This is a genomic window from Shewanella sp. UCD-KL21, from assembly GCF_001957135.1.
In the GTDB taxonomy this organism is placed as follows: Bacteria; Pseudomonadota; Gammaproteobacteria; order Enterobacterales; family Shewanellaceae; genus Shewanella.
Genome location: NZ_MPHK01000020.1, coordinates 48545 through 72344 on the forward strand (window position 1 = coordinate 48545; position 23800 = coordinate 72344).

Consider the following 23800-nt stretch of genomic DNA (forward strand, 5'->3'; position numbering starts at 1 on the left):
GTATGTATACAGTAATTTTAGTCGCCATTATCTATCATGTTTTTTCCATTTACTACTCAGGTGTAGGTGGCTTTAATAATGAAATCTCTGAATCAATTTTAATACATAGCACTCTTGATTTAGTAGTTAATATTTTAGTGTTATTGGTTGTGAAGGCTCGTTTCCCTACTTTTTTTGAAAATGTAAATGTTTATTTTAATGAAAACTACATAAAAACATTTCATCGTTACCGTTGGTTTTTATTTGGACTTGTTATTTACACTGGTTATTTGGCATCTCAATCATTTCAACTTATTTTATTAGGGATACCACGACATGAGTTGATGCAAGAATATGGCACTGGTGGTTTCTCCTATATGCTAATAAGTGGTTTTTTTAAAATGCTGTTTCCTTTTGTTTTCTTTTTTAATACTAGCTTAAAATTGAGGTTATTAGCTACGGTAGGACTATTACTAACTATTATACTAACAGCTTCACGATCAGAGCTTATGTATGTGATTGGCTTTTATATAATATTGTTAGTTTTTAGTAAGGGTTACAAAAAAGTTATGTGGTTAGGTGCCATTGCAGCCTCAATGATTTTTCTTGCTATAATTTCAACCATTTTTCTACAAAACAGACCGATTACAGATGGATTTGGAGCTTTGTCTGATATGACTAGGACCGTATTCCAATATAGAGCATATTCATATTATTTAGCTCAATATTCGATGGAGGCATCTACCGGCGGTGAAAAAGTGTTATTTCCATTTTTAGGTTATATTGCAGAGTTTTTTTCAAGATTATTTTCTTCATTGAGTAGACCTATTGATTCAGATTTTGTTTCCCATTTGCACGTTTTAGGTTTCGGGAATGAAACAGGAAGGCCATTTTTAGCAAATGTTCTCTACCCTTGGTGGAGTTGGTTTGTTGGTGCTTTTGGCTCACTAGGTCTTATTCTTAAAGGTTTATATTGTTTTATTTTATTAGCATTTTGTATCGCTGGCCGATTCCTATTTACTTTCGTTATACTGTTAAGTTTTGTGATCTTTGGTACTGCAGGAGCTCATCCTCTTTTAACTCTAACTCATACTTTAGCAGTGGCGACTTGTTTTTTTGTAGACTTCTTTGTTTTTCTAAATGTAAGATATTTTAAAGGTCGGATTTATTCATGAAAATTATCGCTTTTGTAGGTGAAACCTTTGAAGAGTATGATGGGGCGTTTCATGCAAAACCCACTTCTGCAGCGTTTCTTCAAGACTGTATCGGTAAGGAGAATGTTTATGTCGCATCCTCTTCAAAGCAAACATCAGGTGAACAGCCTGTTGGTATTAGTACAACAGTAGCTTCGGATCACTTTTATCCGTTTCCACCATATCAATCTACAAAGGATTTTGTATTAAAATCTCTATTTAAAAAAGGTTTTTTGCGTCAGTATGTTACTTTGTCTGAAAAAATAATTCTAGAACATGATGGTGCTTTTTTTTGGATTAGAACCCCATCAATAGGAAGTATTGTATTTGGCTTAACGGCGTTAAAGTTAAATCAAAAATTACTACATCACATGTGTGCAGATGCTTCAAATACTTGGAAAGATAATAAATATAAAGGTTTAAATAAGTTATTTGCTTTTTTCTTTTCTAAAGTATTAAGGTCGAAGCTCAAAAAGATTTGTGCTCACGACAATACTATTAATCTTTGTACAGGAGATGTCTTGGAATCTTTTAGTCAAAAATATTCCGCTAAAACATTCCAGTTTGTAGATTTGATGAGCAAATCTACAGTAAGTACTAAGGTGGTGACGGAAGCTTCTTTAAATACTGAGAGTGCATTAAATCTACTTTTTGTTGGTCGTATAGTTGAAGATAAGGGGGTTTTTGATTTAATTCAGGCAATTTCAGAGCAAAGTTGCAAGGTGAAAGCTACATTTGTAGGTGATGGACCTGATTTAGAAAAAGCTATCAAATTTACTCAAAATAAAGGTTTAGAACATCTTATTAATTTTACTGGCCAATTGCCTCATACAGAACTTAATCAGTTATATGCTGGTTGTGACTTGGTAGTTATACCGTCGAATAATAACTACGAGGGATTTCCTCGTGTAATAATGGAAGCTTGGTCAAACTTTAAGCCTGTGATTGTTTCTAATGTTGGTGGTATTAATGCATTTGTAAAGCATGAAGAAAATGGTTTTATTTTTGAGCCAGGAAATGTTCAAGCTTTATCTTTGGTAGTGAGTAATATTGTTACTAATCCAGAATTACTAACAACAATGGAAAAAAGTATCCAGCATATGGCAAGTATATCTAATCAGGATTATTGGATTAAGCAGCTTTTAGATATTGTTAACCGTTCATGATGAGATAAATATGAAGCACAAATTCTTATTGATATATACATGGTTTATTCGTTTAATATTTGTTTGTTTTCCTGATCAACCATTGATTATGCGCTTACGGGGACACTTTTATTCTCTTGGCATGAAGAGTTGTGGCTCAAATTTCCAAGTGTCATCTTCTGTCATATTACGTAATTTAGAAAATTTAGATTTCGGTAGCCATGTTTATTTGGCTCCTAACGTAGTTATTAACGCGATATCATCTGTAGTCTTGAATGATGAGGTTATGGTTGGCTTTAATTCAGTTTTAGTTTCAGGTAATCATTCTTGTATTGGCGGTTCATTTCGATTTGGTGACTCAATTACTTCACCAATTATAATTGGCTCGGGCTCTTGGATTGGAGCAAACTGTACTATTGTTGCGGGAGCAAGGTTACCAAATTCTTCATTAATTGCCGCTAATTCTTGTTTCACTGGTCAGTTTACTGAAAGCGGAATTTATGGTGGTGTTCCAAGTAAGTTTTTAAAACAAATATAATTTCAAATAGGTTTTTATGAAAATAGCTATAGCTGGTACAGGTTACGTAGGTTTATCAAATGCAGTGTTACTTGCACAGCACAACACTGTTGTGGCGGTCGATATTTTATCTGATAAAATCCAGATGATTAATAATAAATTATCACCTATTTCAGATTGTGAAATAGAAGATTATCTTCAAAATAAAGAGTTAAATTTAACCGCAACCCTTGATAAACATTTAGCTTATACCGAAGCAGATTATGTAATTATAGCAACACCTACTGATTATGATGTTGATACTAATTACTTTAATACTTCTTCAGTAGAGGCGGTAATTAAAGATGTTATGAATATTAACCCAAATGCTGTAATGGTAATTAAATCTACTGTTCCTGTGGGCTATACTGCGCGTATTGCTCAAGAGTTTGGTTGTGATAACCTACTATTTTCCCCAGAGTTTTTACGAGAAGGTCGTGCGTTATATGATAATTTATATCCGTCTCGTATTATTGTTGGTGAGCGTAGTGAACGTGCAGGGGTATTTGCTAAGCTTTTAGCCCAAGGGGCGATAAAAGAAAAGATAGATATTTTGTTCACCGATTCAACTGAAGCCGAAGCTGTAAAATTATTTTCTAATACATTTCTAGCCTTGCGTGTAGCATATTTTAATGAACTAGACACTTACGCTGAATCACATGGTTTAGATACAAAACAAATTATAGATGGTGTCTCTTTAGACCCACGTATAGGTTCTCACTATAATAATCCTTCATTTGGTTATGGTGGCTATTGTTTGCCCAAAGACACCAAACAATTAAGAGCAAATTTTGCCGATGTTCCGTGTGATATCATTGGTGCGATTGTAGACTCGAATTCTACTCGAAAAGACTTTATCGCTGAATCTATTCTTAAGCGGAACCCCAAGTGTGTGGGTATTTATCGTCTAATAATGAAGTCTGGTTCTGACAATTTTCGTGCTTCTAGTGTTCAAGGAATAATGAAAAGGTTGAAAGCTAAGGGAATTGAAGTAGTTGTATATGAACCAGTACTTGATGAAAGTGAGTTTTTTCATTCGACGGTAATCAAGGATTTGAATGAGTTTAAAAACTCTTGTGATGTTATTGTTTCCAACAGGATGGTTGAAGAAATTCAAGACGTTGCACAGAAAGTTTATACTCGTGATTTATTTGGATCAGATTAATTATCTAGAGGTTTTATTATGAAAGTCGTAATCCCTGTTGCAGGTCTTGGTACTCGAATGCTTCCCGCAACTAAAGCTATTCCAAAAGAAATGCTTCCAATCGTCGATAAGCCGCTTATTCAGTATATCGTTAATGAGTGTGTAGCAGCTGGCGTCAAAGAAATTGTATTAGTTACTCACGCCAGTAAAAACGCCATTGAAAACCACTTTGATAAATCTTACGAGCTTGAATCAACGCTTGAAAAGCGTGTTAAACGTCAGCTGTTAGAAGAGGTGCAGTCAATTTGCCCTAAAGATGTCACCATCATGCATGTACGTCAGGGTGAAGCTAAAGGGTTAGGGCATGCGGTGTTATGTGCTAAACCTTGTATCGGTAATGAACCTTTTGCTGTTGTATTACCTGACGTTATTTTAGATGAGTATACCGCAGACCAAAAAACTGAAAATTTAGCTGCGATGATGGCACGTTACCATACGAGTTTTGCTAGTCAGATTATGGTTGCACCAGTACCAGATAATGAAGTGAATAAATACGGTATTGCTGATTGTAATGGTGACGAAATCGCACCGGGTGACTCAGCTAAAATTAAAGCGATGGTCGAAAAGCCAGCTATTGGCAGTGCACCATCGAATCTCGCTGTCGTTGGTCGTTATGTTTTATCTGAAAAAATCTGGTCTTTATTGGCGAAGACACCAGCAGGTGCTGGTGATGAAATTCAGTTAACCGATGCGATTGATATGCTGATCGAGGAAGACACCGTTGAAGCGTTCAACATGACCGGTAAATCACACGATTGTGGTGATAAACTGGGTTATATGAAAGCCTTTGTTGAGTACGGATTACGTGATAAAAAGCTCGGAAGTGAGTTCTTAACTGAAGTAAAAAGCTTGATTAAGGATTGTAAGTAATGTCTGTTCTTGTTACTGGTGGTGCAGGTTATATTGGTAGCCATACGATTGTAGAATTAATAAATATCGAGACAGATGTTGTTGTTATTGATAATTTATCTAATTCAAGTTTGGAAAGCTTAGCCCGCGTTAAAAGTATTACTGGAAAGCAAGTATCGTTTTACGAAGGTGATATTTTAGATAAAGCATTATTGCGTAAAGTGTTTGCAGAAAATACCATTGAAGCCGTTATCCATTTTGCTGGGTTAAAAGCAGTAGGGGAATCTGTTGAACAGCCATTAAAGTATTATACCAACAACGTCACAGGTACCATCGTTTTATGCGACGTCATGGCTGAGTTTGGTATAAAGAACTTGGTGTTCAGTTCTTCCGCTACAGTTTATGGTGACCCTGCTAGTTTACCGATTTTAGAGTCTTTCCCGACTTCAGCAACAAACCCTTATGGTCAATCTAAACTAGTCGTTGAGCATGTACTTGCAGATTTACATAATTCAGATCCTAGTTGGAATATCGCATGTTTACGATATTTTAACCCAGTCGGTGCACATGACAGTGGTTTAATTGGTGAAGATCCAAATGATATACCAAATAACTTAATGCCATTTATCTCTCAAGTTGCTATAGGTAAAAGAGAAAAACTAATGGTGTTTGGTGATGACTATGCAACACCGGACGGTACAGGCGTTAGGGATTATATTCATGTTGTCGATTTAGCTGTTGGGCATTTAAAAGCATTAGATAAGTTAAAAACTAACAGTGGTCTAGTTACTTATAATTTGGGGACTGGCCAAGGCTATAGTGTTTTAGATATGGTTAAAGCTTTTGAAAAAGTTTCTGATAAAGTCATTAATTACGATATCGTCGCTCGTCGTCCTGGTGATATAGGAGCTTGTTATGCTGACCCTACAAAAGCCAAAGCAGAGTTAAATTGGACTGCGACACATAATCTTGACGATATGGTTAATAGCAGTTGGAAGTGGCAGTCACAAAACCCTAATGGATATAGTGATTAGGGTTTAGCATTAAATTTCCACTAGCTACATTTTTCTAGTTAGTTAAAAAGGGTTTTGAGTTTATTCTCAAAACCCTTTTTTTATCATGTAAATTTTAGCCAATATTTTCAGTCTGATAAATTCCAACGATCGTTTTGAGATGAACTTAGCCAAAGCCTTCACTGCGCATCAGCGTATCAAATGCATTTCCATCAGTACGGGATGCATTAGCAACATAAGGGGCATATACGTCAAACAATAAGCGAGTATCGCTGTGACCAAGCATTTGAGATATATACAATGGATTCTCAAGCGCTGCGATATGAAGAACTGCTGCAGTATGGCGTGTCTCGTAAGCTCGTCTGCGTTTAAGTCCAGCTTTGATTAATGTGGGATACCATAAAGCTTTACTCACATAATGCGTATCAAGTGGCACACCTGATTTTCCGGTAAATACAAAGTCAGAATAGGGGGCATATCCAGCCTCACTTGAATCTTTAATGCGTTTAAAGGCTTCATAGATAGTAACGCACATCTTTAAATCTCGGCGTGATTTAGGCGTTTTTACATCACAGATTTCACCATTTACCCAGTTCTGACGGATACGAATTAAACGGTGTTCAAAATCAATATGCTGCCACTCAAGGCCGTGTATCTCACAGCTTCGTATGCCAGTCCAAAATCGGATAATAAAGTAATCCTTCCACTGGGGTGGCACCTTATCTAAGAACTTACGTACTTCCTCAATCGTCATTGGGTGCGACTCTGCTTTTTCTTCCTTGAGCGCTTTGTAGCGTCTTAGTGGATACTCAAACTTACATTCTTCTGCTGCAAGGCTAATGATGGCAATCACAGGCCAAAGTAAAAAATTGATACGGCGATTTGATAATTGACGTTTATCCCTGTCTTTCATCATTTCCATCAACTCTTGACGAAAATAATCAATTTGCGACAAGGTGATTTCATTTACCAAGGTATTACCGAATTCAGGGATAAGATATTTATCGAGAGTGTTGCGCATGGTGTTTTTATAGCTGTTTTTCCAAGTGCCTTTTTTACGCTCAAACCACTGATGAGCAAAGTCATTGAAAAATGGATATTCACGGTCTGGGTGTTTATCACGTTGTAGTTGCTCAAATTTAGCGACTTTTTTACTTTTCGGAAAATAGTCACGATATTGAAAGCTGCCTAAATCAATCTCAGCATTCATTTTTTTGAGTGTGGCTTTGGCTTGGGTGAGGTTTTTAGGGGTTGCAATCAATTTACTGCCTTCACGAAAACGGCAGCCATAAAGATGCATGTCGAACTGAATGCGCCCGTTTGGACGTATGCGAATATGAGCCATAGTGGTCTCCATTGATTTCAGATCGTTAAATAGATCTGTCCCTTACCAATGGAATTCGTTAGAATTTGCCCATCGGCTGGGTCTGGGTTAATAGCTAACGCAGCCGGTACGGGGTAGAGTGGTTGCCGCCACTCTGCCCCAACTGCTTTCTTTTTTAGGTTTCTTTAGGTTAACAGGGCTTTTAAAACGCGCAAGTTAACTCATCATAGTGTGTTTACCAATAGACTGATATTTTAGCTTATTAGTTAACCAGTCCAGTTATATACCTAGTACTGTATATTTGTCCAGTATTTTGTTGCATTTCTTCAACGGACACAGAACTTAACGTCACATGAGTTTCTTATCGAGATTAAACATCCTCAAAACCAAACAAATCATCCTGGCTGCCTTCATCCCCTGTAGCATTTTGTTGTTTTAGCATGATCTCTAGCTTGGCTTTTGATTGCAGTACAAGTTCCATTTTAGGGGACGCGTATTCGATATCAGTGATGCTTTGGTAAGGGTCGGTATTATCTCTGTCATTATAAAAGCCCAGCTTTAACTCGCCTTGCTCATTAATTAATACCGCGATTTTCATTTGTTTTGCATCGGTCATATCTTTGATACGCACACGTTCAAGTTGACTCAGATTGATGCTGTATAGAGTGGGCTTATCACACTCGATTTGCTTGGTGCGGATAAAACGGTTACTACCGGTTTCTTCAACTAAACTGGCAAGCATGACATAGTCTTTATCGATATAGAGTAGCGCTTGATTGGCTTTTTTTAGCGGTGTAATCGACAAGTATTTTTTGAGATCTTCCTTAAAATCATAAATGTTGATGATAATTTTCACCTCGGTACGGTAGATTGTTTCTTTTTTCAATCGATATTCACGCAATGATGCCAACGAGCTGGAGCTCACACTGTTACCATCACTAAATATCGCGCGTTCATCATCTAGATAATACTGGATATGTTGTGCATCAGTGTTATGGCAGATCCTTTCCAGTTGTACCACGCTTTCTTTGTTAAGCAATATGCCATGTGTTACTTCCATATTCTCTGGTAGCGCACAAGTTTGAATGTTGTTGTCACGTTCAATGCGGACTTTTTGTTGCTCTTTATTGAGTTCAAACACATCTAAAGGTTGATGAGAATCTGCGATTTCAAGGATTCTTCTCGCTGAATCTGTAGGTAATGATTGGTAAGTTTGGTTTTTATGTTGTTCAAGAAAGGCGAGATGAGCCTCGATCGGCGGTTTAGCTTGAATATATAGGCGAGATACATGTGCCATCAAGCCATTGAGGAGCGGTAGCTTTTGTTGTTTAGCATACTCAGCTTCGATGGTGATTGGGGTTTCATTTAACGTGTTTTTTAACTCAGCTCGCCACCATGTTCTAAAACTACTCGCGCATAATGACCATTGACCTTTTTTGAGCCCCCAGTCGTTGTTAAGCGGTAATTGAACCATAGAAGGAAAGTCGCTCTGCCCACCAATTAAATAACCGACCTCTTTGCTTTCTATCACAATGGTGACATAAGGAATAGGATCTTTGTCGCTGATGGCGTCAACTAGGTGGCTAATGCCTTGTTTACGGTCTGTGTGAAATTCAAGTTTTGGCATAGTGGGATCCTCTTAAGCGGTGAACGTTGATAAATCAACAAAATACTGGTTGAGTGGGCGCTTGAATATTGCTGCTGAAAATGGTGTGTGCAGTGTGATGTTAAGGTAGGTATCACCTACAGGAATAACGTCATGCAACACTTTGTCTTGCTTGCGAGCAAAGCGGGTTTTGACTAATGTGAGCTTATTACTGTTAAGGCTTTTTCGGTTTTGTTTTAAGGTCAGTGTGGCATCGAATGATTTAAGTGCGCCTTGATGACATAGGGTTTGAAATGCCTTAAGCGTGCGCTGGTTGCTGGGGCAATTAAATACAATATCGAGCTGACTTGGCTCATTGCGCTTTGCCGAACTTGTACTCAACTGCGCTTCAACAATCGTTGCTCCCCCTAAGTGCTTAATGGCGGTACGTTGCTTTTTATCCATGACTAACCCTTGGTGTTGTCCCAATTGCTGCCATGCTTGGCTAAGGACTTTCATGGTAAGCTCGCCAGTTGTCAACATGCGTATAGTTAGGCTGTTAATGAGATAAAACGTTTTCCCGTTATACCATTGCCTTGGTATATGTTCACTCCATAGTTTCAACCATTCATCATCGCTCCATTGCTGTTTACGCTTAGACACAGGCTGTTTGTGTACGATTCTTTTTAGTAGTTTCGCCTCGCTATAGCTGGGTTGATAGTACTTTTTGGCTTGTTCAGGCAATGCAGCATACTCAGGACTGAGCTCTGCAAGCACTCTGGAAATATCATTTGAACCGGTGGGCATATCCAAAATGTAGCGCAACTCATCACGGCTATAGTGACGCTTGTGTGGCTTAAACAGCGGAATGATCCGCTCAAGTCCATGTAAGTAATGACGCCGAGTAGTTGCATAGTGAGCATGGCCAAATTGAGCGCTAATCACATCAAAAAGTAGGCTGTCGTTTATCTCGCTAAAATCGCGGCCCTCAAGCCAAAAACTAAAGCGTGCTAAGCAATTCTGTTTGGTCAGCATTGTTTGCATTGCTTTGTCATCAAGCAAAGTGGCTAAATGGTTATCTTCTCGCTCATATGCCAAATGCAAGCCTTGCAAATAGGTGAGCTCAATACCTGAATGACGTAAATGATGGAAGCGTACCTGTTGGCCAAACATCCCTTTAAGCACCTGTGTTACTGGGTATAAATAATGACTTGCTCGTGAAGCAATGGATTCACCACATAATGCCAAAAGTGGTTGTGCGTTATCACTCTCTGCGTGGATTTTAATGACTATGCGCACAAGCTTTGCTGCCACTTCAGGCATGACAATATACACATGGCGTGTTTGACGACTTTTTGTTTTGCCCTCAGTAGTCTCTGTAATAGTAAGTTGAAAACGGTTGTTCTGATGGATGACCTGACGAATATCACCTACTCGAAGGCGTAAAACTTCACCGCGACGCAAAGCCCCATAGAACCCGAATAAGGCTGCAACACTGGCAAACAGTCGTTGCAGAGCATGACCATTGCTGGTCGATAGTAAGTGTTTGATCACTAGGTGTAACTGAGAAATACTGAGTCTAAAGGGATCAACTCGTGCAGGTAAACTAGGCTTTTCAAATTGGCTCAAGTCTAGGTGGTCGGTTAATGGCTGCTGTGACACACTGCGTAAAAATTGGTAGAAATGCCACGCTTGAGAGTCTTTGTCATTAAGTATTTCAAATGCTTGCTGCGCCCATAGAGCTAATTTTTCGGGCTCGCAGGCCACTTGATACGATAACGGAGAAAGGTTTTTGTAAAAATTGCTGTAGCGGTCCACTGTATCTGCTGGTAGGTTGTCAAGTTTAATTCCTCCCTCAATAAATAGTGACTCACAGAAATGAAACAGAAGCTTAGGTAGGATGTTATCTTGAGTCCAAGTGGGCACTAATGGCATTACTCCGGATGTGTTTTTTTTACGGCGGTAATACTTGATTAACTCTTTATGTGGCCAATGAAGCTTACCCGACTTTGAACTAATAGCACCTTGGTTTTCTTGTTGCTGAAATACGATAGGTTGGTAGAGTGATTTTTTGATTTCGAGTGGCAAAGTTGGGCTGAAATGTTGAGGTAAAGTAGCGACATGGCGTTGAGGATCTGAAATATCGCGCAACAGTTCGGCCGGTACTTGATAATGATGGTGCCACAATGATTGAAACGTGCGCTGCCACTTCGCTTCTGAGCGCGGAGTGAGATAATAAGGCTGCGCTGATAACGTATTATTTAATGCTTTTAAAAGGGCTCTTTTCGTTGGCACCTGAGTTTGCTGCAGTATATATTGTTGTAATAGCCGATAAGCAAACAACGGCAGTGGTAAGCGGGTAAAACTTGGTTGATTGTCATTAGCAAATGCAGCTATAGGCGTTGGGTGTGGCACCTTTAGGGTATATTGACCTTCAAAAAACGCGATTGGATCAGCATTACTGAGGACCGCTTGCCAGTAACTTAATGGTAGGGGAGCGACCTCTATGTAGAGCACTGTGAGTAACCAAGCTAACTCAATCTTAGATCCACTGTTCGGATTGGCGATAAAGTACTGGCGTTGCAGATGGTAGCCTCGTATTAATGTGCCAGCATTGTCATTGAAGATTTGTATTTCACGCATCCACTTAAGTGCACTGTCTTGACACAGGGTCTCTTGTTTTGGAGGCAATATCCAATCACATACATCATAAAGATATTGTAAGACTTGCTCTCTTGCTTGTTTGAGTCGACGTTGTCGCCCTGTGGGAATGTCGCTTATGGCATAATTAATTTGCTTGAGACAGGTTTTACTGAGTTGACGTTGCTGGGCGCATTTATCAACGCGCAGACATATCCATTCGATATCTGTGCGATTTTCTATTGCCAGTCCCAAATCCGCACGGTGGCGCTGTATTATACTGTAATTGAGCATATCACTACTCCTCCATGATCGGTGTTAGCTGCAAAAAATTACTAATGCCATTCAGGTGTTTGGTGAGTTTTTTCTGCGAAGCCGGGAAATGCATAGCACTACCAAGGTGCTCACCGAAGGAGGAATGTCCCATTAGTTGATCTACATCTTGGGTCGATAACACTGGATCAAGTGCCGCTCTCGCATGTTGAGCAAAAAAGTGCCGAAGCTGGTAGGGCACCACCTGAACACTTGGGATGCATTCAGACCAATATTGCTTCAGAAAATAACGCAGTGTTCTTGCTGTGAGCGGCAGAGGCTCACCTACTTCATTGATCTGAAACCACAACAATGGTGAGGGCGTATACTTTGGGTAAAATTGATTGAGTTGTTGTTTGAGCTGCTCAAATCGCTGGATTGCTTGCTGCAGATAATTTGGTAGCAGCACGCTGCGCCAGCGTCCTTTGTCGCTTACAATAGCGTATTGAAAGTTAAAGCAGTTAGCCTGTTCAAGCGTAATTGCATGCGTCGGGCGAACACCTGTTAATACGATAAAGAGTAACGCGAGTTCATTTGCACGAAAATTTACTAACTCTCGTAAGCTCGTTGTGGTGTATTGCCGGAGAGTCAGTTGTCGCCCTTGTTGATGTAAATGACGGAAAAAATGCCGGACATTGTCCACCTCCAACATGCGCAGTGAGCCAATAACAAGTGCTGGCATTTTGACATAGGTCTTGGTTGCCTTAGTGAGATCTAGGTGAAACGCTGCAATACGGCCTGCCACCAGTAAATGCTCGGGGAGTGGGTCATTTTTATGCAGCAGCGAACGCTCATTTTCCGTGATGGGAAGTGGTACATTGAGCATAGGTTCGAGCTTCGGATCCATCAGTACTTGACGTAGTCTATCTAGATATCGGGTTTGTGCGTGAAAGATCTCGTAACGGAGTTGCTCGCTGTCTTGGGATTGATAGGCACTGGCAGAGTGATGATGTAACCCTTCTTCACCGAGTAATACTCGTTTACTTAGTGTAGATAGGCCACTATCAAGATTGGCTAACGTTTTAAAGTAGCTAAAAAGTCCATCACGGCGTATGCGGTAACGTCCTAATAACGAGGTTGGTGTACGCCATTTTGTATTCAACCAGTAAATGAAAGTTTTCTCTTCCTGGGTAGAGAGCCCCCAATGTTCGGTAGACTGAGTTAACGCATGGCTAAAGTAAGCATTGAGTCCATTTGGTAGCGGCTGCCACTGCCATTTAATGCCATGTCGTGTGTCGTATGCCAATGCATACTCGACCCAAGAAATATTATTCATACGCACTCGTCGTAGTGCATTGGCTCTGCATGGTTCACTGCCTGTGAGGATGTTTATTCTTGCAATATCGTCAGTAGTTCGGCAATTCACTAATTCACCAGTGAGCCACAGATAGACAAAATGAAACATATGTCGATCGTACGAGCTGATTTTGTTGCTAACGGTAGGTTTTATGCGCGGTTTTAATCGATGTAGGGCGGTAAGTAGTGTTAAGGCTACGCTCATCGGCTCAGGGTAAACGCCGCCGCTATTACGTTGACGCGCTTTACGTTTGATAGCACTTTGTTTACTCATGCTTTACCTTTGTCGTCATTCTTGGTTAGTTTCTTGGTGTCTAACCGTATTGCAGATGGTGATACCCCTGCAAATAGTGCTAATTGGCTTTTCTTTGGTAGAGGATTGGTTGGTAGGGAAGGATTGGATTTAGCATTATTGAGTCTAGAAGCCAGCGTTTTTAGTGTTGAAGATTGATAGTTGTATTGAAATGCTGGGAGCGTGAGCATTAATGTAGTGATTGTTTGCTCGATGTTATTTGCTGAATATTGGTACTCGCAGAGGCAGACTTTTTGTGATTGAACACTGGGATGTTGCCGCAGTAGTGCAAACAGTGGTTCGGGCGTTAAAAGTAGATAATGCTCTTGAGTTACAGGTATTACATGTAGAGTTATTGTTTTCAGCAAGATCTGTATTTCGTGCTCATGAAGATGGTCAATCACGTAAGCGGGGAACTGCACAGTGATCTCATCCCTGAGTAAACTAACGACCAAAGGATGGTACTCGAGGGTAAAACTGTTAACCAAGCGCTGTTTTATTTTCATATCTCTGCTGTACTCATTTGTTCAGTAATACTGTAACGAGTGTCTCTTCTGTTTTAGTGCAAATGCCCAATGTCGGTATTAATTTCAGAAAGGTTTCATCTGCGTATATCAAATGTTTTTTCTATAAAGCTATTGTAAAGTTGTTTAAATGAAAAAAGTGAGATAGAGGTGCCTAATTTGCGTTTTAAAATGCGATTTTTGCTGTTTTTGCTATAAGTGCGTTTTTTTTGTTCATTTTAGGTTTTAGTCAAATGTCATTATTTTGTTGCGAATTGATTTGAAGCGGCGGAACTGATTACTTTTATTTAAGATTCAAAAGTGGAGTTTATACTGGAAGATATTCAGGTTGGGAGCCAGCCTAAAACCGAAGGTCGGGAAGCGTCGATAGCTGATGGCAATCGCCAGATAACAAAGTTGTGAGCTTTGGATGCTGGTGCCATTCAAGTGAGTTTAGCGGCAACTTTTTTGTCTTTGGCATAACGATATTTTCCTAAATCATCCCATTTCCCTATTTATAGATGCGTGTATTTAGTCATTAATCTGTACTACTGTTTATTTGTACAGTCAATTGCTGTATAAATCAACTGTAATGGTTGTTTTTTCTTCTCTTCAGATTTTTAGTAAGTATGATTTTAGATGTTTAGTGATTACGTTAATTTATTAAGTTATTGATTTTAAGTGTTTATTGTGATTGTTAGGAGGTGTGTATGGAGCTTACACAGAAAGAATTTAAAATTGGACTCAAGGTGGTTTTAAAGATTCTTGGTAAATGGGGGTGTAATGAAAATCAAATATCAGTCTTACTTTGCTTTAAGAATAAAGACGACATGAGCGCCGCCAATCAAAATGACTTCACTCAAGATCAAGTCAAACGTATAAGCTACATTTTGAATATTCATAGTGAATTGAATCAAACTTTCTCAAATCCTGACAATATCTACGGCTTTATGACGATGGAAAATCAGCATTCATTATTTAAAGGTCAAACGCCACTGTCGCTTTTATTGGAAGGGGAGCATGCTGATTTTGAAGCTGTTATGAACCATGTTTTCCATTTAGGAAATTTTTAACGTTCAGCGCATTAGGGGCAAATATGGTGGACCTAAAATATAAAAGCAGCAGATTTTAGAGGCTTACTTTCCTGGCATTTCGAGCCTGAATGATGACGAGGCGGATAATGTGTACCTTGATGCTAGCGATGCGCAGAAACACAAGTATCTTGCCGAGTGCCAAAAGCTGTATGTAAAAGGCAAAGACCACTTAACCATGAATGAACCCTTTCGACCTGAGCGGGATATTTGCGATTTTCCTGATTTGCTTAGTTATGATATTCCCTACTGGCAATATCAACAATCCCATGATGACGCGATTTTAGAAGAAATGGAGATCCCCAAATATATTGCAAAGGCGCCTGATAAATACGTAAGCAAATTATATGGCGACTGGGTGAGGCTGTATATTGATGGCATTTTTTATTACGGCTGCTTGTATACAGCGATGCATTTTATTCTACTCGTGGTAGAAGAAACGGTGACAAGCTGGATAGAACAGCGGTATCCATACCAACTACAACTCAATACTTATCAAAGCGAAAATCAAAAGGATTGTGTGTCAGTCGAGTTTGCCACTAATAATGAAAGTAATGATAAGCAATCCTCCGCGGCTCGTTCGGTTATGCGGGAGTTTTTAAAAGAGTTAGCTCCAAAGCTTAATGATTACCTAAACTCACAAACACCGGCAACGTATATTATTTATGGTGTTGACTGTGATGGGGCACCAACAGTTGACCTCATTTGTAAAAATGATCAAACGCTGTCGTTAATTCGTCCTGCAACTTTTATGGATGATTTTTTACCTAAAACACAAAATCCAGCTTACTTAGATTTAATGACAAGACGCTATGCAAAACAAGCAATAGATAGGTTAATCGAGCTTGGTTTTTAAAGGGGTATATAAGGCGGGGGATAAAAACGAAAAGCCATTTAAAAATGGCTTTTCGCTTGTCTTCGGTGGGCTGTATTATTAGCAGGGATATCCGAAGCTCATAGAATGAACTGTAGGGAGGTTTCAGCTTCCTTTCAACAGTACTAATCGAACGATATTTATTCAACTTTGTGGTGGTTACGGTGATGAAGACTTATTGGTTCGACGCAATATTCAACCAACTTAAGGAGTGTAACTTGCAATATATCTCTATTCCCACAAGTGCATTTGGCTTTGATTATGATATTGAATTACATGACTGGCACAGTAAATTACAGGCATATCGAGTCTTTAAAACTAAGGCCAAAGAGTTACTTGAAGGAGGTCTTGGACTGGGTTTTGATATTATCCACGATGAGCAATGCTTAGATGACTGGCTGAGTAAAATTCCCACAGCGTATTTAGAACAAACTCAAGCATTTCCTGAGCATCAGTATCAATTGTTATGGCTTGCTGCCAATAGTGACGTAGCAGCCCAATTACTCATCACTCGGCCATTATTGTTAGTGTTAATCTGTGAGTGTTATACCGTGGATAACCAAATGGCATTAACTGTTAGCCAATTAGGCCAGCGACAGATATTACATTGTTTAGGCTATGATGATACTAAGTCTGCGCTCAAGTTTATTGATAAATTAACCCTGACCTATGAACGAAATTTAGAGTTAGAGCATGTTAAAAAACAGCTAGATAAACACTGTAGACGTTATAGATCTTTTAATCATTACACTTCAGTTAACTATGTTGCATTAAGCTTAGATAATAAATACCCCTTTCTAACGGGCACTAAGCTTGGACTGGCGATAGCCAGTGAAAATCAGTTAGCTCGAAGGGTATTGCGTTCATGCTTATCAGATACGCTAGCATTGGGAGTAGAGCTGGGGGTAAATGACCCAGGTAAACGTGTTAGTCAGTTATCGTCATTCGCCCAGCTAGAGCATTTGCATCAGCAATGGATAAATAGGCGAAATGACATAAGGCGTGAAAAACTAAGACCTGTTGATGCCGACAAACCATATTCTATGCTATTGCCAGATGAAGCAAACTTTGTGGCCATCAAAAATTATGATGAGCTTTTCACCGAAGGCGCGGAACAACACCACTGTATTGCGGTTTATCATACTCGCATTGTTTCTGGGCATTATCGTGTGTTCACTTTGAGCCAACCACAAAGAGTCACCATTGGTATCAAGTGTAACAAACAAACAGGCATTATCGAACTGGACCAAATTGCAGGTTTGCGTAATGCGCTGCCTACAACTGAAACCCGAGAGTTAGTTTACAGTTGGTTTGAGAGAGTAAAGAAGGTGTTGAAATTGCAAGAAGGTTCGGCATAAATATGTTTAATTAATAAGCGTCATCGGTTGACGAAAAATGACATGAAGTGAATGAATAAGAGGCGCAGTTTAGTGATACTCTGTCTTTATGAGGGTGTCCTTCAAGAGGCTTATCGTTATTTGTTTTTTCTTCACCGTGAATTCAGGTGAGTTATGGCGCTCTCTGCCAAGCCACCCTGATGCCACTCCTCCCAAGCTAGCCTTTTAATCTTACACTTTTTCACTTAAAGGTTTTATTGTATCATTTTTCATCGATGAATAAATTAATCTGACTATTATCACTAATCATATTTTGAACTGGATTTTTTGTCATTAAGCACCTTTACTCTGACGCTTTACCTTTTATGGTACTTTATTCTGATACTTTTCGTTAATTCACGCTTTTGTCTGATTTTTTTCACTTGTTTAGTTCGTTAAATGTCATAAAATAACCATAAGTAAAGATATCAGGAGCCAACATGCCTAATTTATACTTCTCAAATCAGACCGAGCCAGCCAAAGATCTGGCAAAAAAGGCCAAATCAGGTGTAATAACCAGAATCCATCAAGGGATTTACACAGATGCCAAACCAAGTGAACTGGAGGGCTTACTGATGTCAAAATGGCATGAGGTGGTTAAATATTTACAGCCTGATGCAATTGCATCTCACCGAACTGCCCAAGAGCTACGCCCAAAGGAAGGTCTGGTAGTTGTTACCTCAAGCATAAAACAACAAAGAAAAGTCCATGTAGCTCAAGTCTTGACGATTGATATCCAAGCTGGCTCCACAAATGACTTAACCGAACCATTCTTGCCGACTATGCATAGGAGCTCTCCTCCTAGGATGTATTTGGAAAACCTGACATCAGGTAGAGGTGTAATATCAAAATCACTTGGGCAGGAGTGGGTAGAAGAACGCCTATCTATTGCCATGAGGAAGACAGATGGCGAGAAAGAGCTAAACAGCATCCGAGATACAGCTAGGGAGTTCGCTAATGCGAACGGACTAGAGAAAGAGTTCACTAAGCTCAATAAAATAATATCAGCACTACTCTCCACCCACCCCGTAGAAGGCACTCTGAAAAACTCAGTAGCCATCGCTACGGCAAAGCATGAGCCATATGATGTGGTCAGAGTTGAAAGGTTTCAAGCCTTGGCAGATTACCTAAACCGATGCCAGCTACCCGAAGTACCTTACACACATACCAAGTCAGCATGGAGACACCTTTCTTTCTTCGAAAGTTACTTCTCAAACTTCATTGAGGGAACAGAGTTCGAAATCGATGAGGCTGAGGACATCGTGTTTTTAAGCAAGCAGATAAGCAACAGACATCAAGATAGCCATGATGTTTATGCTGTGTTTCAGCAAGTCTCTGACTACCAAGCAATGAGCATTTTCCCTGAAACAGCAGAGGAGTTCACTAAAGAGCTACAGCGTAGACACTTCGATATGATGCTAGAGCGCAAAGAGAAGAATCCTGGCTCATTCAAGTCTAAGGCTAATAAAGCGGGTACAAGTACCTTTGTTATGCCAGAAGATGTTATTGGCACCCTAACTAAAGGCTTTGAGATTTACAAAACAGTCAAAGCTGGCCTTGAAGCTGCGATTTTCATGCAGTTCCTAGTGTCTGAGTGTCACCCGTTCGATGATGGCAATGGCCGCCTTTCACGCATAATGATGAATGCCGTCTTACACTCAAATGACCAGTACAAATTAATTGTACCTACAGTACACAGAGATAGTTATCTCAACGGACTCAGAAAGGCTACACGGGAAAATAAATTCGCCACTCTGGTTAAGGTCTTCTATCAGCTACAGAAATACACCGCGTCAATTGACTGGGTGGACTACGGCGAGGCTAGAGATTCACTAGAGAGTCACAGGGCTCAACTTCTTCCCGATGAAGGGGTGCCGACATTCAATAAGGTCATCCGAGGATTCAAGTTTGACCTACCTCCTGAACTAAATTAAAACACTTCAGAATCCGCTAACGTTGTATACCTTTGGCGGTAACGCCATGCTTTACGAACTCCATCGAGTGGCAGTGAGGACAATCTGAAACTGTCTGTTCGCGTTCAGCTATCACCTTTCCGACAGTATCCCCATCGAGCTTTCTCTAACAGAGTTGTTGAGGCAGCTTGGTATCAGCGTAGTTGAGGGAGGGGATAAGTTGCAGTATCTTATCTAAGTTGTTGATTCCCATTCTTGCCGCCACCTTCGTTGATCTTCAGGGATCATGAGTGTAGACGAACAACACAGAAGTACAACAGAGCCACAAACATACAGTAACTTACCATAATCAATTGCTAAACCGACCACTTAAAGTGAAATGTTGCGTTAGTTGCGGTTATTTTGGACAGCAGCATGCGATCACAAACAGTGGGCGTAGTTAACCAAAGAATACTGGTTATTTAGCTTAAACTTGCTCTGACATCATTGATGGTGATAAAGAGTTTTTTCTCTGAGTTTTGAAACGCTTGAAACCCATAGCGCTCATAGAAGTATTTTGCCCCATCTTTAACATCAACGATAACTACAGGGAAGGCAACGCTGTCACTAGCTGCTAACAGCTTTTTGAGTGCGTCGATAAGCAACCACTCACCAAAGCCTTTCCCTTTATATCGGTCATCTACAGCTAAACGAGCAATGAGACCACCAGAGGTAGATGGTTGGTGCTTCTTCTGTAACTTATCGGGCAATGCCTTTAAGTCAATTGGTGCCATTGCTAGCGTGTAAAAACCGATGATATGTGAGTTGTCGTGATCATCTTCCAAAACAAAAGTTCTGGTGTTGTCTTTCTTTGCTTGCTGACGAGCCATTACTTTTAAATAGTTATTCAGAGCTTCGGAGCCACAATTGAATCGGTTTCTATCGTGATTACTTTTATCAAGAAGTACCGTCTTCATCATTGAGTTTTGCTCTCATAACGGTCAGATGCAGCTTTTAATTTAGGGTTCACTGTTGCTGGGCGGTCTAACGCTTCCATTAACAACATGGCGTCAGCTTGGCTCAGTTTTAGAGTTTGTTCACGCTCTATTACTTGTTTAGCTTTTTCAATCGCAGCACTTAAAACAAATGAATTAATACTGGACATACCAGTAATAGCGGCAGCTTTTGTAAGTAAATCTTGAGTATCGACATCAACTCTAGCGGTGATGCGAGGCAAAGTAGTAGCCATAATTTTATTTCCTATTGTGTCAAAATGTCACATGGATATTATGAGCTTAAAGTGTGTAATAAGCAATTTCTGTGTCACTTTGGCACAAAATCTAAATTGTAGTGTTTTAGCAAAATTGGCCACTACTTTGTAGTCAATTGATGTGTTTGGCATAGAATACGTTATCAGAAAGTTCAGCTGTACTTGTTCATCGTAACTCGGAATTGTCCGTGCGACCTGAGGTCGTATGAAGCGCTGTTCACCGCGATAAGAGTGAACCATCTGTATCACCGGATGACCCTAAGACTCTGAATAAAGCAGCGAGTCTGACAATGTAACGATATTTGGCTTATGCCGAATGGGAACTGAATCGTGAGAGGACGTTCTTCCTGATAACCACAATCGGGTAAGTGCTAGGGTGTCAGTATGATGAACGTAAGTGAATCCATGTAAGGTGCGTTATACGAGAAGCAGCGGAAGTGGTTTGTACGCTGTGGCCAAAAGGCAATGAGAGTTGGAAAGAGATTGGACAGTGCTCTTTCGTGATCAAATAACTCTYCGCACTATAGTGGGCATCTAACCTGACGTTGCGCGACATACGGAACAGGGTAAGCCTGTATTGCTCCCTTTGGGAAAGCGGTCTGCAAAGGCCGCCGATAGTCATGCAGGTAAAGGAGGCTAGAAAAAGCGAATGCCGCATTGTAATGACGCGGATACAGGTTGTTATCTGGCGCGAAAGCGAGCTGACTTCTAGCTGGTCTCCCGTTGCAAGATGATTTGAAGAACTTTATTTATGGAGAAACGCAAATGATGACTTCAATTGAAGTTAGTGCATCCCCTGACAATGTTCAATGGCAATCCATTAATTGGAAAGCGGTTAAGCAACATGTATTAAAGCTTCAAATGCGCATTGCAAAAGCAACCCGAGAAGGTAAACACGGCAAGGCGAAAGCATTGCAGTGGATACTTACCCACTCRAAATCAGCAAAATTACTTGCTGTTAAAAGAGTTTCTCAAAATAAAGGCAGCAAAACACCAGGCGTTGACGGCATCATTTGGAACAGTGATGCTCGTTGTATGACTGCGGTGAATAAACTGAGCCGAAAAGGCTATCATGCCAAACCGCTCAGRCGTATCTACATCCCCAAGAAAAACGGCAAACTCAGACCTTTAGGCATTCCCTGCATGATAGACAGAGCGCAGCAAGCGCTTCATCTTCTCGCCTTGGAGCCTATTTCGGAAACGGTAGCCGACCTCAATAGCTATGGCTTTCGACCCAACCGAAGCGCAGCAGATGCCATTGCACAGTGCTTCAAATGTTTGTGTATGAAGCGCTCTAGCCAATGGGTTCTTGAGGGTGACATCAAAGCTTGTTTCGATAAGATTGGTCATCAATGGCTTCTCGACAACATTCAATTAGATAAACGAATGCTGAAACAATGGCTTGGATGTGGTTATGTTGACAAAGAATTGTTCTATAAAACAGCAGAAGGAACACCGCAATGTGGGATAATATCGCCTACGCTTATGTTGCTCACGCTGGCTGGATTAGAACAATTGGTTAAGTCTATAGCTGTGCGTTCATATTAAAGTTTGATAAATAATAATAAAGTCTGATCATTTATAATATAGCTTGATATTTTTTGGCATTTTTTTGCAACCAGAAACTGGGGAGGAGTAACACATTTCTGCCCCTTTCTCGTTAGTACAATTACTCAGTTATCTAGATGTCAGCAAAAATGTGGACGATGAAGCTATTAATACCTGATATAAATAAGGCCGCTATTAGCGGCCTTATTTATAGGTTTATTGAGCTTTGCTAACCTTCACCAGCGGCGAGTACCGTACTTATTAGAGTAACAGCTTTTTTGATAGTTTCATCTGAGGCGTGATCTACAACCTTCATCTTCCTTGCGCTCCAGTCAAGAGATTTAATCTGATCTGTTAACGCTACACCTGTCGTTTTCCTAGTTCCTTCAATTGGAACTTCAAATGGATATTTCTTCACTTGGTTTGTTATCGGGCAAACAAGTGCAAAGCCAGTTATTTGATTGAAAGCTTGTGGTGATAAAACTAAAGCAGGCCTGTTACCTGCCTGTTCATGCCCTGCTTGAGGGTTAAAATCTAATAATACAATATCGCCTTTCTCTGGCGCATTGGTTGTCATATAAGCTCATTTCCTTGCTGGTCATTGATTTGCTCAACATGCTTATTGTCTTGGGTCACCATAGACAGAAGCGCTGTCAAATCGGGTTTAGATTGCTCTATTACAATCCTGTTGTCCTCAATTCTTAGATCAAGCTTATCGCCTATCCCAATTGAGAGTTGCTTTAAAATTTTTGAGGGTATCCTCAATGCGGAACTATTTCCCCATTTGGCTACGGCTACATTCATCACTATGCTCCTTCAAAATTGGCCTGATATGCGCTTATGTCAGGCCAGCCATAACGAGTAACTTCGTACACGTTTCTTACGCATTAACTCGTTAGCGGTGTGGGTCTAATTAGCACTCACTGTGCTCTTTAGTAAAACAACTAGCGGAACTGCTAGTTGCGTTTATATTAGCAGTAACATTGTGTATATACAATGTATATACGCATTTTAAGGAAAGAAGGATACAGGGTCAGTGTAAGCTTTAATTGATTACCATACATTTCTAATCCCACTAACCAGTTTTAGACCCTTTGTACTAAATGGTTTATGTCCAAAAGTGTGTTTGAAAATGATCAAACTTTATTATAAGAAAACGACATACGCCCTCAGATAAATTATCAAACTATTGAGTTGTTACCGTCCATGACAACCATACTTTTTTATCAAACTTTAATATGGTCGTACAATTGCTTGTAAAACAGGGAATAGGGTCAACTTTATTGGATATGCAGATGACTTTGTTATCACAGGTTCTTCGAAGGAAGTGCTCGTTAATGACATCAAGCCGCAGCTCATTGGTTTTCTACAGGAAAGAGGCTTAACACTCTCTGATGAGAAAACGCACATAACTCATATCGATGATGGTTTTGACTTTCTGGGATTCAATCTTAGAAAGTACAAAGGCAAACTGCTCATTAAACCGAGCAAGAGCAACGTTCTGTCATTTTTGAGCAATCTACGTGAATTCATCAGAAAACATCCAACAATCCCCGTTAACGATTTAATCAAAATATTAAATCCGAAACTGAGAGGATGGGCGAACTATTATCGCCACAGTGTTGCAAAACAAGTTTTCGGTTATGTAGGGTATCAACTTTTCTGGTTGTTATGGCGTTGGGCCGTTAGGCGTCATCCAACGAAAAGTAAAGACTGGGTGAGGCGTAAATATTATTTGGATGGTAAGGGGCAATGGCAATTTCATGGTTGGCAGAAAATAGCGAACATGGATTGTCGATTTAACCTTGTCCAAATAGCTCAAACGCTCATAAAAAGACATGTAAAAATCAGGAGTGCA

20 protein-coding genes and 2 pseudogenes are annotated in these 23800 nt (G+C 39.9%); 14 read left to right on the plus strand and 8 right to left on the minus strand.

Annotation, left to right across the window (positions count from 1 at the left end; translation table 11 throughout):
• Positions 1-2: 2 nt before the first annotated feature.
• From BM739_RS16085 to galE, 6 genes are read left to right on the plus strand one after another with little or no spacing between them, the layout of a single operon-like run.
• Entirely contained in the window at positions 3-1154 is a 1152-nt protein-coding gene (locus BM739_RS16085) for a hypothetical protein (protein ID WP_076542426.1), read from the plus strand.
• The gene (locus BM739_RS16090) at positions 1151-2338 is read left to right on the plus strand and encodes a glycosyltransferase family 4 protein (protein WP_076542428.1); all 1188 of its coding nucleotides are present in this window, start codon (positions 1151-1153) and stop codon (positions 2336-2338) included. The genes BM739_RS16085 and BM739_RS16090 overlap by 4 nt, the downstream gene beginning before the upstream one ends.
• Before the next feature lie 10 nt (positions 2339-2348).
• A complete protein-coding gene (locus BM739_RS16095) occupies positions 2349-2855 on the plus strand; it encodes a hypothetical protein (protein WP_076542430.1) in 507 nt (168 codons plus the stop codon).
• Positions 2856-2871: 16 nt separating this feature from the next.
• Positions 2872-4038 (plus strand): nucleotide sugar dehydrogenase, encoded by a 1167-nt coding sequence (locus tag BM739_RS16100; protein ID WP_076542432.1) that lies wholly within the window; start codon positions 2872-2874, stop codon positions 4036-4038.
• An 18-nt stretch (positions 4039-4056) separates the two neighbouring features.
• Entirely contained in the window at positions 4057-4947 is an 891-nt protein-coding gene (galU, locus tag BM739_RS16105) for a UTP--glucose-1-phosphate uridylyltransferase GalU (protein WP_076542434.1), read from the plus strand.
• Positions 4947-5960, plus strand: coding sequence for a UDP-glucose 4-epimerase GalE (galE, locus tag BM739_RS16110; RefSeq protein WP_076542436.1), 1014 nt, complete (start codon positions 4947-4949; stop codon positions 5958-5960). The genes galU and galE overlap by 1 nt, the downstream gene beginning before the upstream one ends.
• Positions 5961-6105: 145 nt before the next feature.
• Here the strand turns inward: galE and BM739_RS16115 are convergent, their stop codons facing one another.
• From BM739_RS16115 to BM739_RS16130, 4 genes are all read right to left on the minus strand, one after another.
• The gene (locus tag BM739_RS16115; RefSeq protein ID WP_076542439.1) at positions 6106-7284 is read right to left on the minus strand and encodes a DUF3596 domain-containing protein; all 1179 of its coding nucleotides are present in this window, start codon (positions 7282-7284) and stop codon (positions 6106-6108) included.
• Positions 7285-7633: 349 nt separating this feature from the next.
• Positions 7634-8890 carry a hypothetical protein gene (locus BM739_RS16120; RefSeq protein ID WP_076542444.1) on the minus strand — a complete coding sequence of 419 codons (1257 nt, stop codon included), beginning with the start codon at positions 8888-8890 and terminating at the stop codon, positions 7634-7636.
• A 12-nt stretch (positions 8891-8902) separates the two neighbouring features.
• Positions 8903-11782, minus strand: a complete 2880-nt coding sequence (locus tag BM739_RS16125; RefSeq protein ID WP_076542447.1) for a site-specific integrase — start codon at positions 11780-11782, stop codon at positions 8903-8905.
• 4 nt (positions 11783-11786) lie between these two features.
• On the minus strand, positions 11787-13370 hold the full coding sequence (locus BM739_RS16130; RefSeq protein WP_076542450.1) for a site-specific integrase: 1584 nt from the start codon (positions 13368-13370) through the stop codon (positions 11787-11789).
• Between the two features lie 36 nt (positions 13371-13406).
• Here BM739_RS16130 and BM739_RS20265 point away from each other — a divergent pair, with 36 nt between their 5' ends.
• The 6 genes from BM739_RS20265 (at position 13407) to BM739_RS16155 (ending at position 19166) form a co-directional block, all read left to right on the plus strand.
• Complete coding sequence (locus BM739_RS20265; RefSeq protein ID WP_175609539.1) at positions 13407-13547, plus strand: hypothetical protein; 141 nt, start codon at positions 13407-13409, stop codon at positions 13545-13547.
• A 97-nt stretch (positions 13548-13644) separates the two neighbouring features.
• On the plus strand, positions 13645-13815 hold the full coding sequence (locus tag BM739_RS20270) for a hypothetical protein (RefSeq protein WP_175609540.1): 171 nt from the start codon (positions 13645-13647) through the stop codon (positions 13813-13815).
• Positions 13816-14601: 786 nt separating this feature from the next.
• Positions 14602-14964: a hypothetical protein gene (locus tag BM739_RS16140; RefSeq protein WP_076542454.1), complete on the plus strand. Its 363-nt coding sequence runs from the start codon at positions 14602-14604 to the stop codon at positions 14962-14964.
• Positions 14965-15073: 109 nt separating this feature from the next.
• The gene (locus BM739_RS16145) at positions 15074-15838 is read left to right on the plus strand and encodes a hypothetical protein (protein ID WP_076542456.1); all 765 of its coding nucleotides are present in this window, start codon (positions 15074-15076) and stop codon (positions 15836-15838) included.
• 236 nt (positions 15839-16074) lie between these two features.
• Positions 16075-17214, plus strand: coding sequence for a PcfJ domain-containing protein (locus tag BM739_RS16150; protein WP_175609541.1), 1140 nt, complete (start codon positions 16075-16077; stop codon positions 17212-17214).
• Positions 17215-17672: 458 nt separating this feature from the next.
• A complete protein-coding gene (locus BM739_RS16155) occupies positions 17673-19166 on the plus strand; it encodes a Fic family protein (protein WP_076542460.1) in 1494 nt (497 codons plus the stop codon).
• A 440-nt stretch (positions 19167-19606) separates the two neighbouring features.
• Here BM739_RS16155 and BM739_RS16160 read toward each other — a convergent pair whose 3' ends face one another.
• Together BM739_RS16160 and BM739_RS16165 are read right to left on the minus strand one after the other, a co-directional pair.
• Positions 19607-20104: a GNAT family N-acetyltransferase gene (locus tag BM739_RS16160; RefSeq protein ID WP_076542462.1), complete on the minus strand. Its 498-nt coding sequence runs from the start codon at positions 20102-20104 to the stop codon at positions 19607-19609.
• Complete coding sequence (locus tag BM739_RS16165) at positions 20101-20373, minus strand: DUF1778 domain-containing protein (RefSeq protein WP_076542464.1); 273 nt, start codon at positions 20371-20373, stop codon at positions 20101-20103. Before BM739_RS16165 ends, BM739_RS16160 begins: the two co-directional genes overlap by 4 nt.
• 786 nt (positions 20374-21159) lie before the next feature.
• On the opposite strand from BM739_RS16165, the pseudogene BM739_RS16170 reads away from it, so the two are divergent.
• Positions 21160-21933 (plus strand): annotated as a pseudogene (locus BM739_RS16170) (reverse transcriptase N-terminal domain-containing protein); the annotation flags it as partial.
• Between the two features lie 238 nt (positions 21934-22171).
• On the opposite strand, the gene BM739_RS16175 reads toward BM739_RS16170, so the two are convergent.
• Entirely contained in the window at positions 22172-22519 is a 348-nt protein-coding gene (locus tag BM739_RS16175; protein ID WP_076542467.1) for a type II toxin-antitoxin system PemK/MazF family toxin, read from the minus strand.
• Positions 22516-22746 (minus strand): AbrB/MazE/SpoVT family DNA-binding domain-containing protein, encoded by a 231-nt coding sequence (locus tag BM739_RS16180; protein ID WP_076542468.1) that lies wholly within the window; start codon positions 22744-22746, stop codon positions 22516-22518. The genes BM739_RS16175 and BM739_RS16180 overlap by 4 nt, the downstream gene beginning before the upstream one ends.
• Positions 22747-23188: 442 nt before the next feature.
• On the opposite strand from BM739_RS16180, the pseudogene BM739_RS16185 reads away from it, so the two are divergent.
• Positions 23189-23800, plus strand: a pseudogene (locus BM739_RS16185) (group II intron maturase-specific domain-containing protein); the annotation flags it as partial.

Excerpts from the sequence above, each read along its gene's own strand:
- BM739_RS16085 (WP_076542426.1), top strand. The coding sequence starts at position 3 with ATGTATACAGTAATTTTAGTCGCCATTATCTATCATGTTTTTTCCATT.
- BM739_RS16090 (WP_076542428.1), top strand. The coding sequence starts at position 1,151 with ATGAAAATTATCGCTTTTGTAGGTGAAACCTTTGAAGAGTATGATGGG.
- BM739_RS16095 (WP_076542430.1), top strand. The coding sequence starts at position 2,349 with ATGAAGCACAAATTCTTATTGATATATACATGGTTTATTCGTTTAATA.
- BM739_RS16100 (WP_076542432.1), top strand. The coding sequence starts at position 2,872 with ATGAAAATAGCTATAGCTGGTACAGGTTACGTAGGTTTATCAAATGCA.
- galU (WP_076542434.1), top strand. The coding sequence starts at position 4,057 with ATGAAAGTCGTAATCCCTGTTGCAGGTCTTGGTACTCGAATGCTTCCC.
- galE (WP_076542436.1), top strand. The coding sequence starts at position 4,947 with ATGTCTGTTCTTGTTACTGGTGGTGCAGGTTATATTGGTAGCCATACG.
- BM739_RS16115 (WP_076542439.1), bottom strand. The coding sequence starts at position 7,284 with ATGGCTCATATTCGCATACGTCCAAACGGGCGCATTCAGTTCGACATG.
- BM739_RS16120 (WP_076542444.1), bottom strand. The coding sequence starts at position 8,890 with ATGCCAAAACTTGAATTTCACACAGACCGTAAACAAGGCATTAGCCAC.
- BM739_RS16125 (WP_076542447.1), bottom strand. The coding sequence starts at position 11,782 with ATGCTCAATTACAGTATAATACAGCGCCACCGTGCGGATTTGGGACTG.
- BM739_RS16130 (WP_076542450.1), bottom strand. The coding sequence starts at position 13,370 with ATGAGTAAACAAAGTGCTATCAAACGTAAAGCGCGTCAACGTAATAGC.
- BM739_RS16140 (WP_076542454.1), top strand. The coding sequence starts at position 14,602 with ATGGAGCTTACACAGAAAGAATTTAAAATTGGACTCAAGGTGGTTTTA.
- BM739_RS16155 (WP_076542460.1), top strand. The coding sequence starts at position 17,673 with ATGCCTAATTTATACTTCTCAAATCAGACCGAGCCAGCCAAAGATCTG.
- BM739_RS16160 (WP_076542462.1), bottom strand. The coding sequence starts at position 20,104 with ATGATGAAGACGGTACTTCTTGATAAAAGTAATCACGATAGAAACCGA.
- BM739_RS16165 (WP_076542464.1), bottom strand. The coding sequence starts at position 20,373 with ATGGCTACTACTTTGCCTCGCATCACCGCTAGAGTTGATGTCGATACT.
- BM739_RS16175 (WP_076542467.1), bottom strand. The coding sequence starts at position 22,519 with ATGACAACCAATGCGCCAGAGAAAGGCGATATTGTATTATTAGATTTT.
- BM739_RS16180 (WP_076542468.1), bottom strand. The coding sequence starts at position 22,746 with ATGAATGTAGCCGTAGCCAAATGGGGAAATAGTTCCGCATTGAGGATA.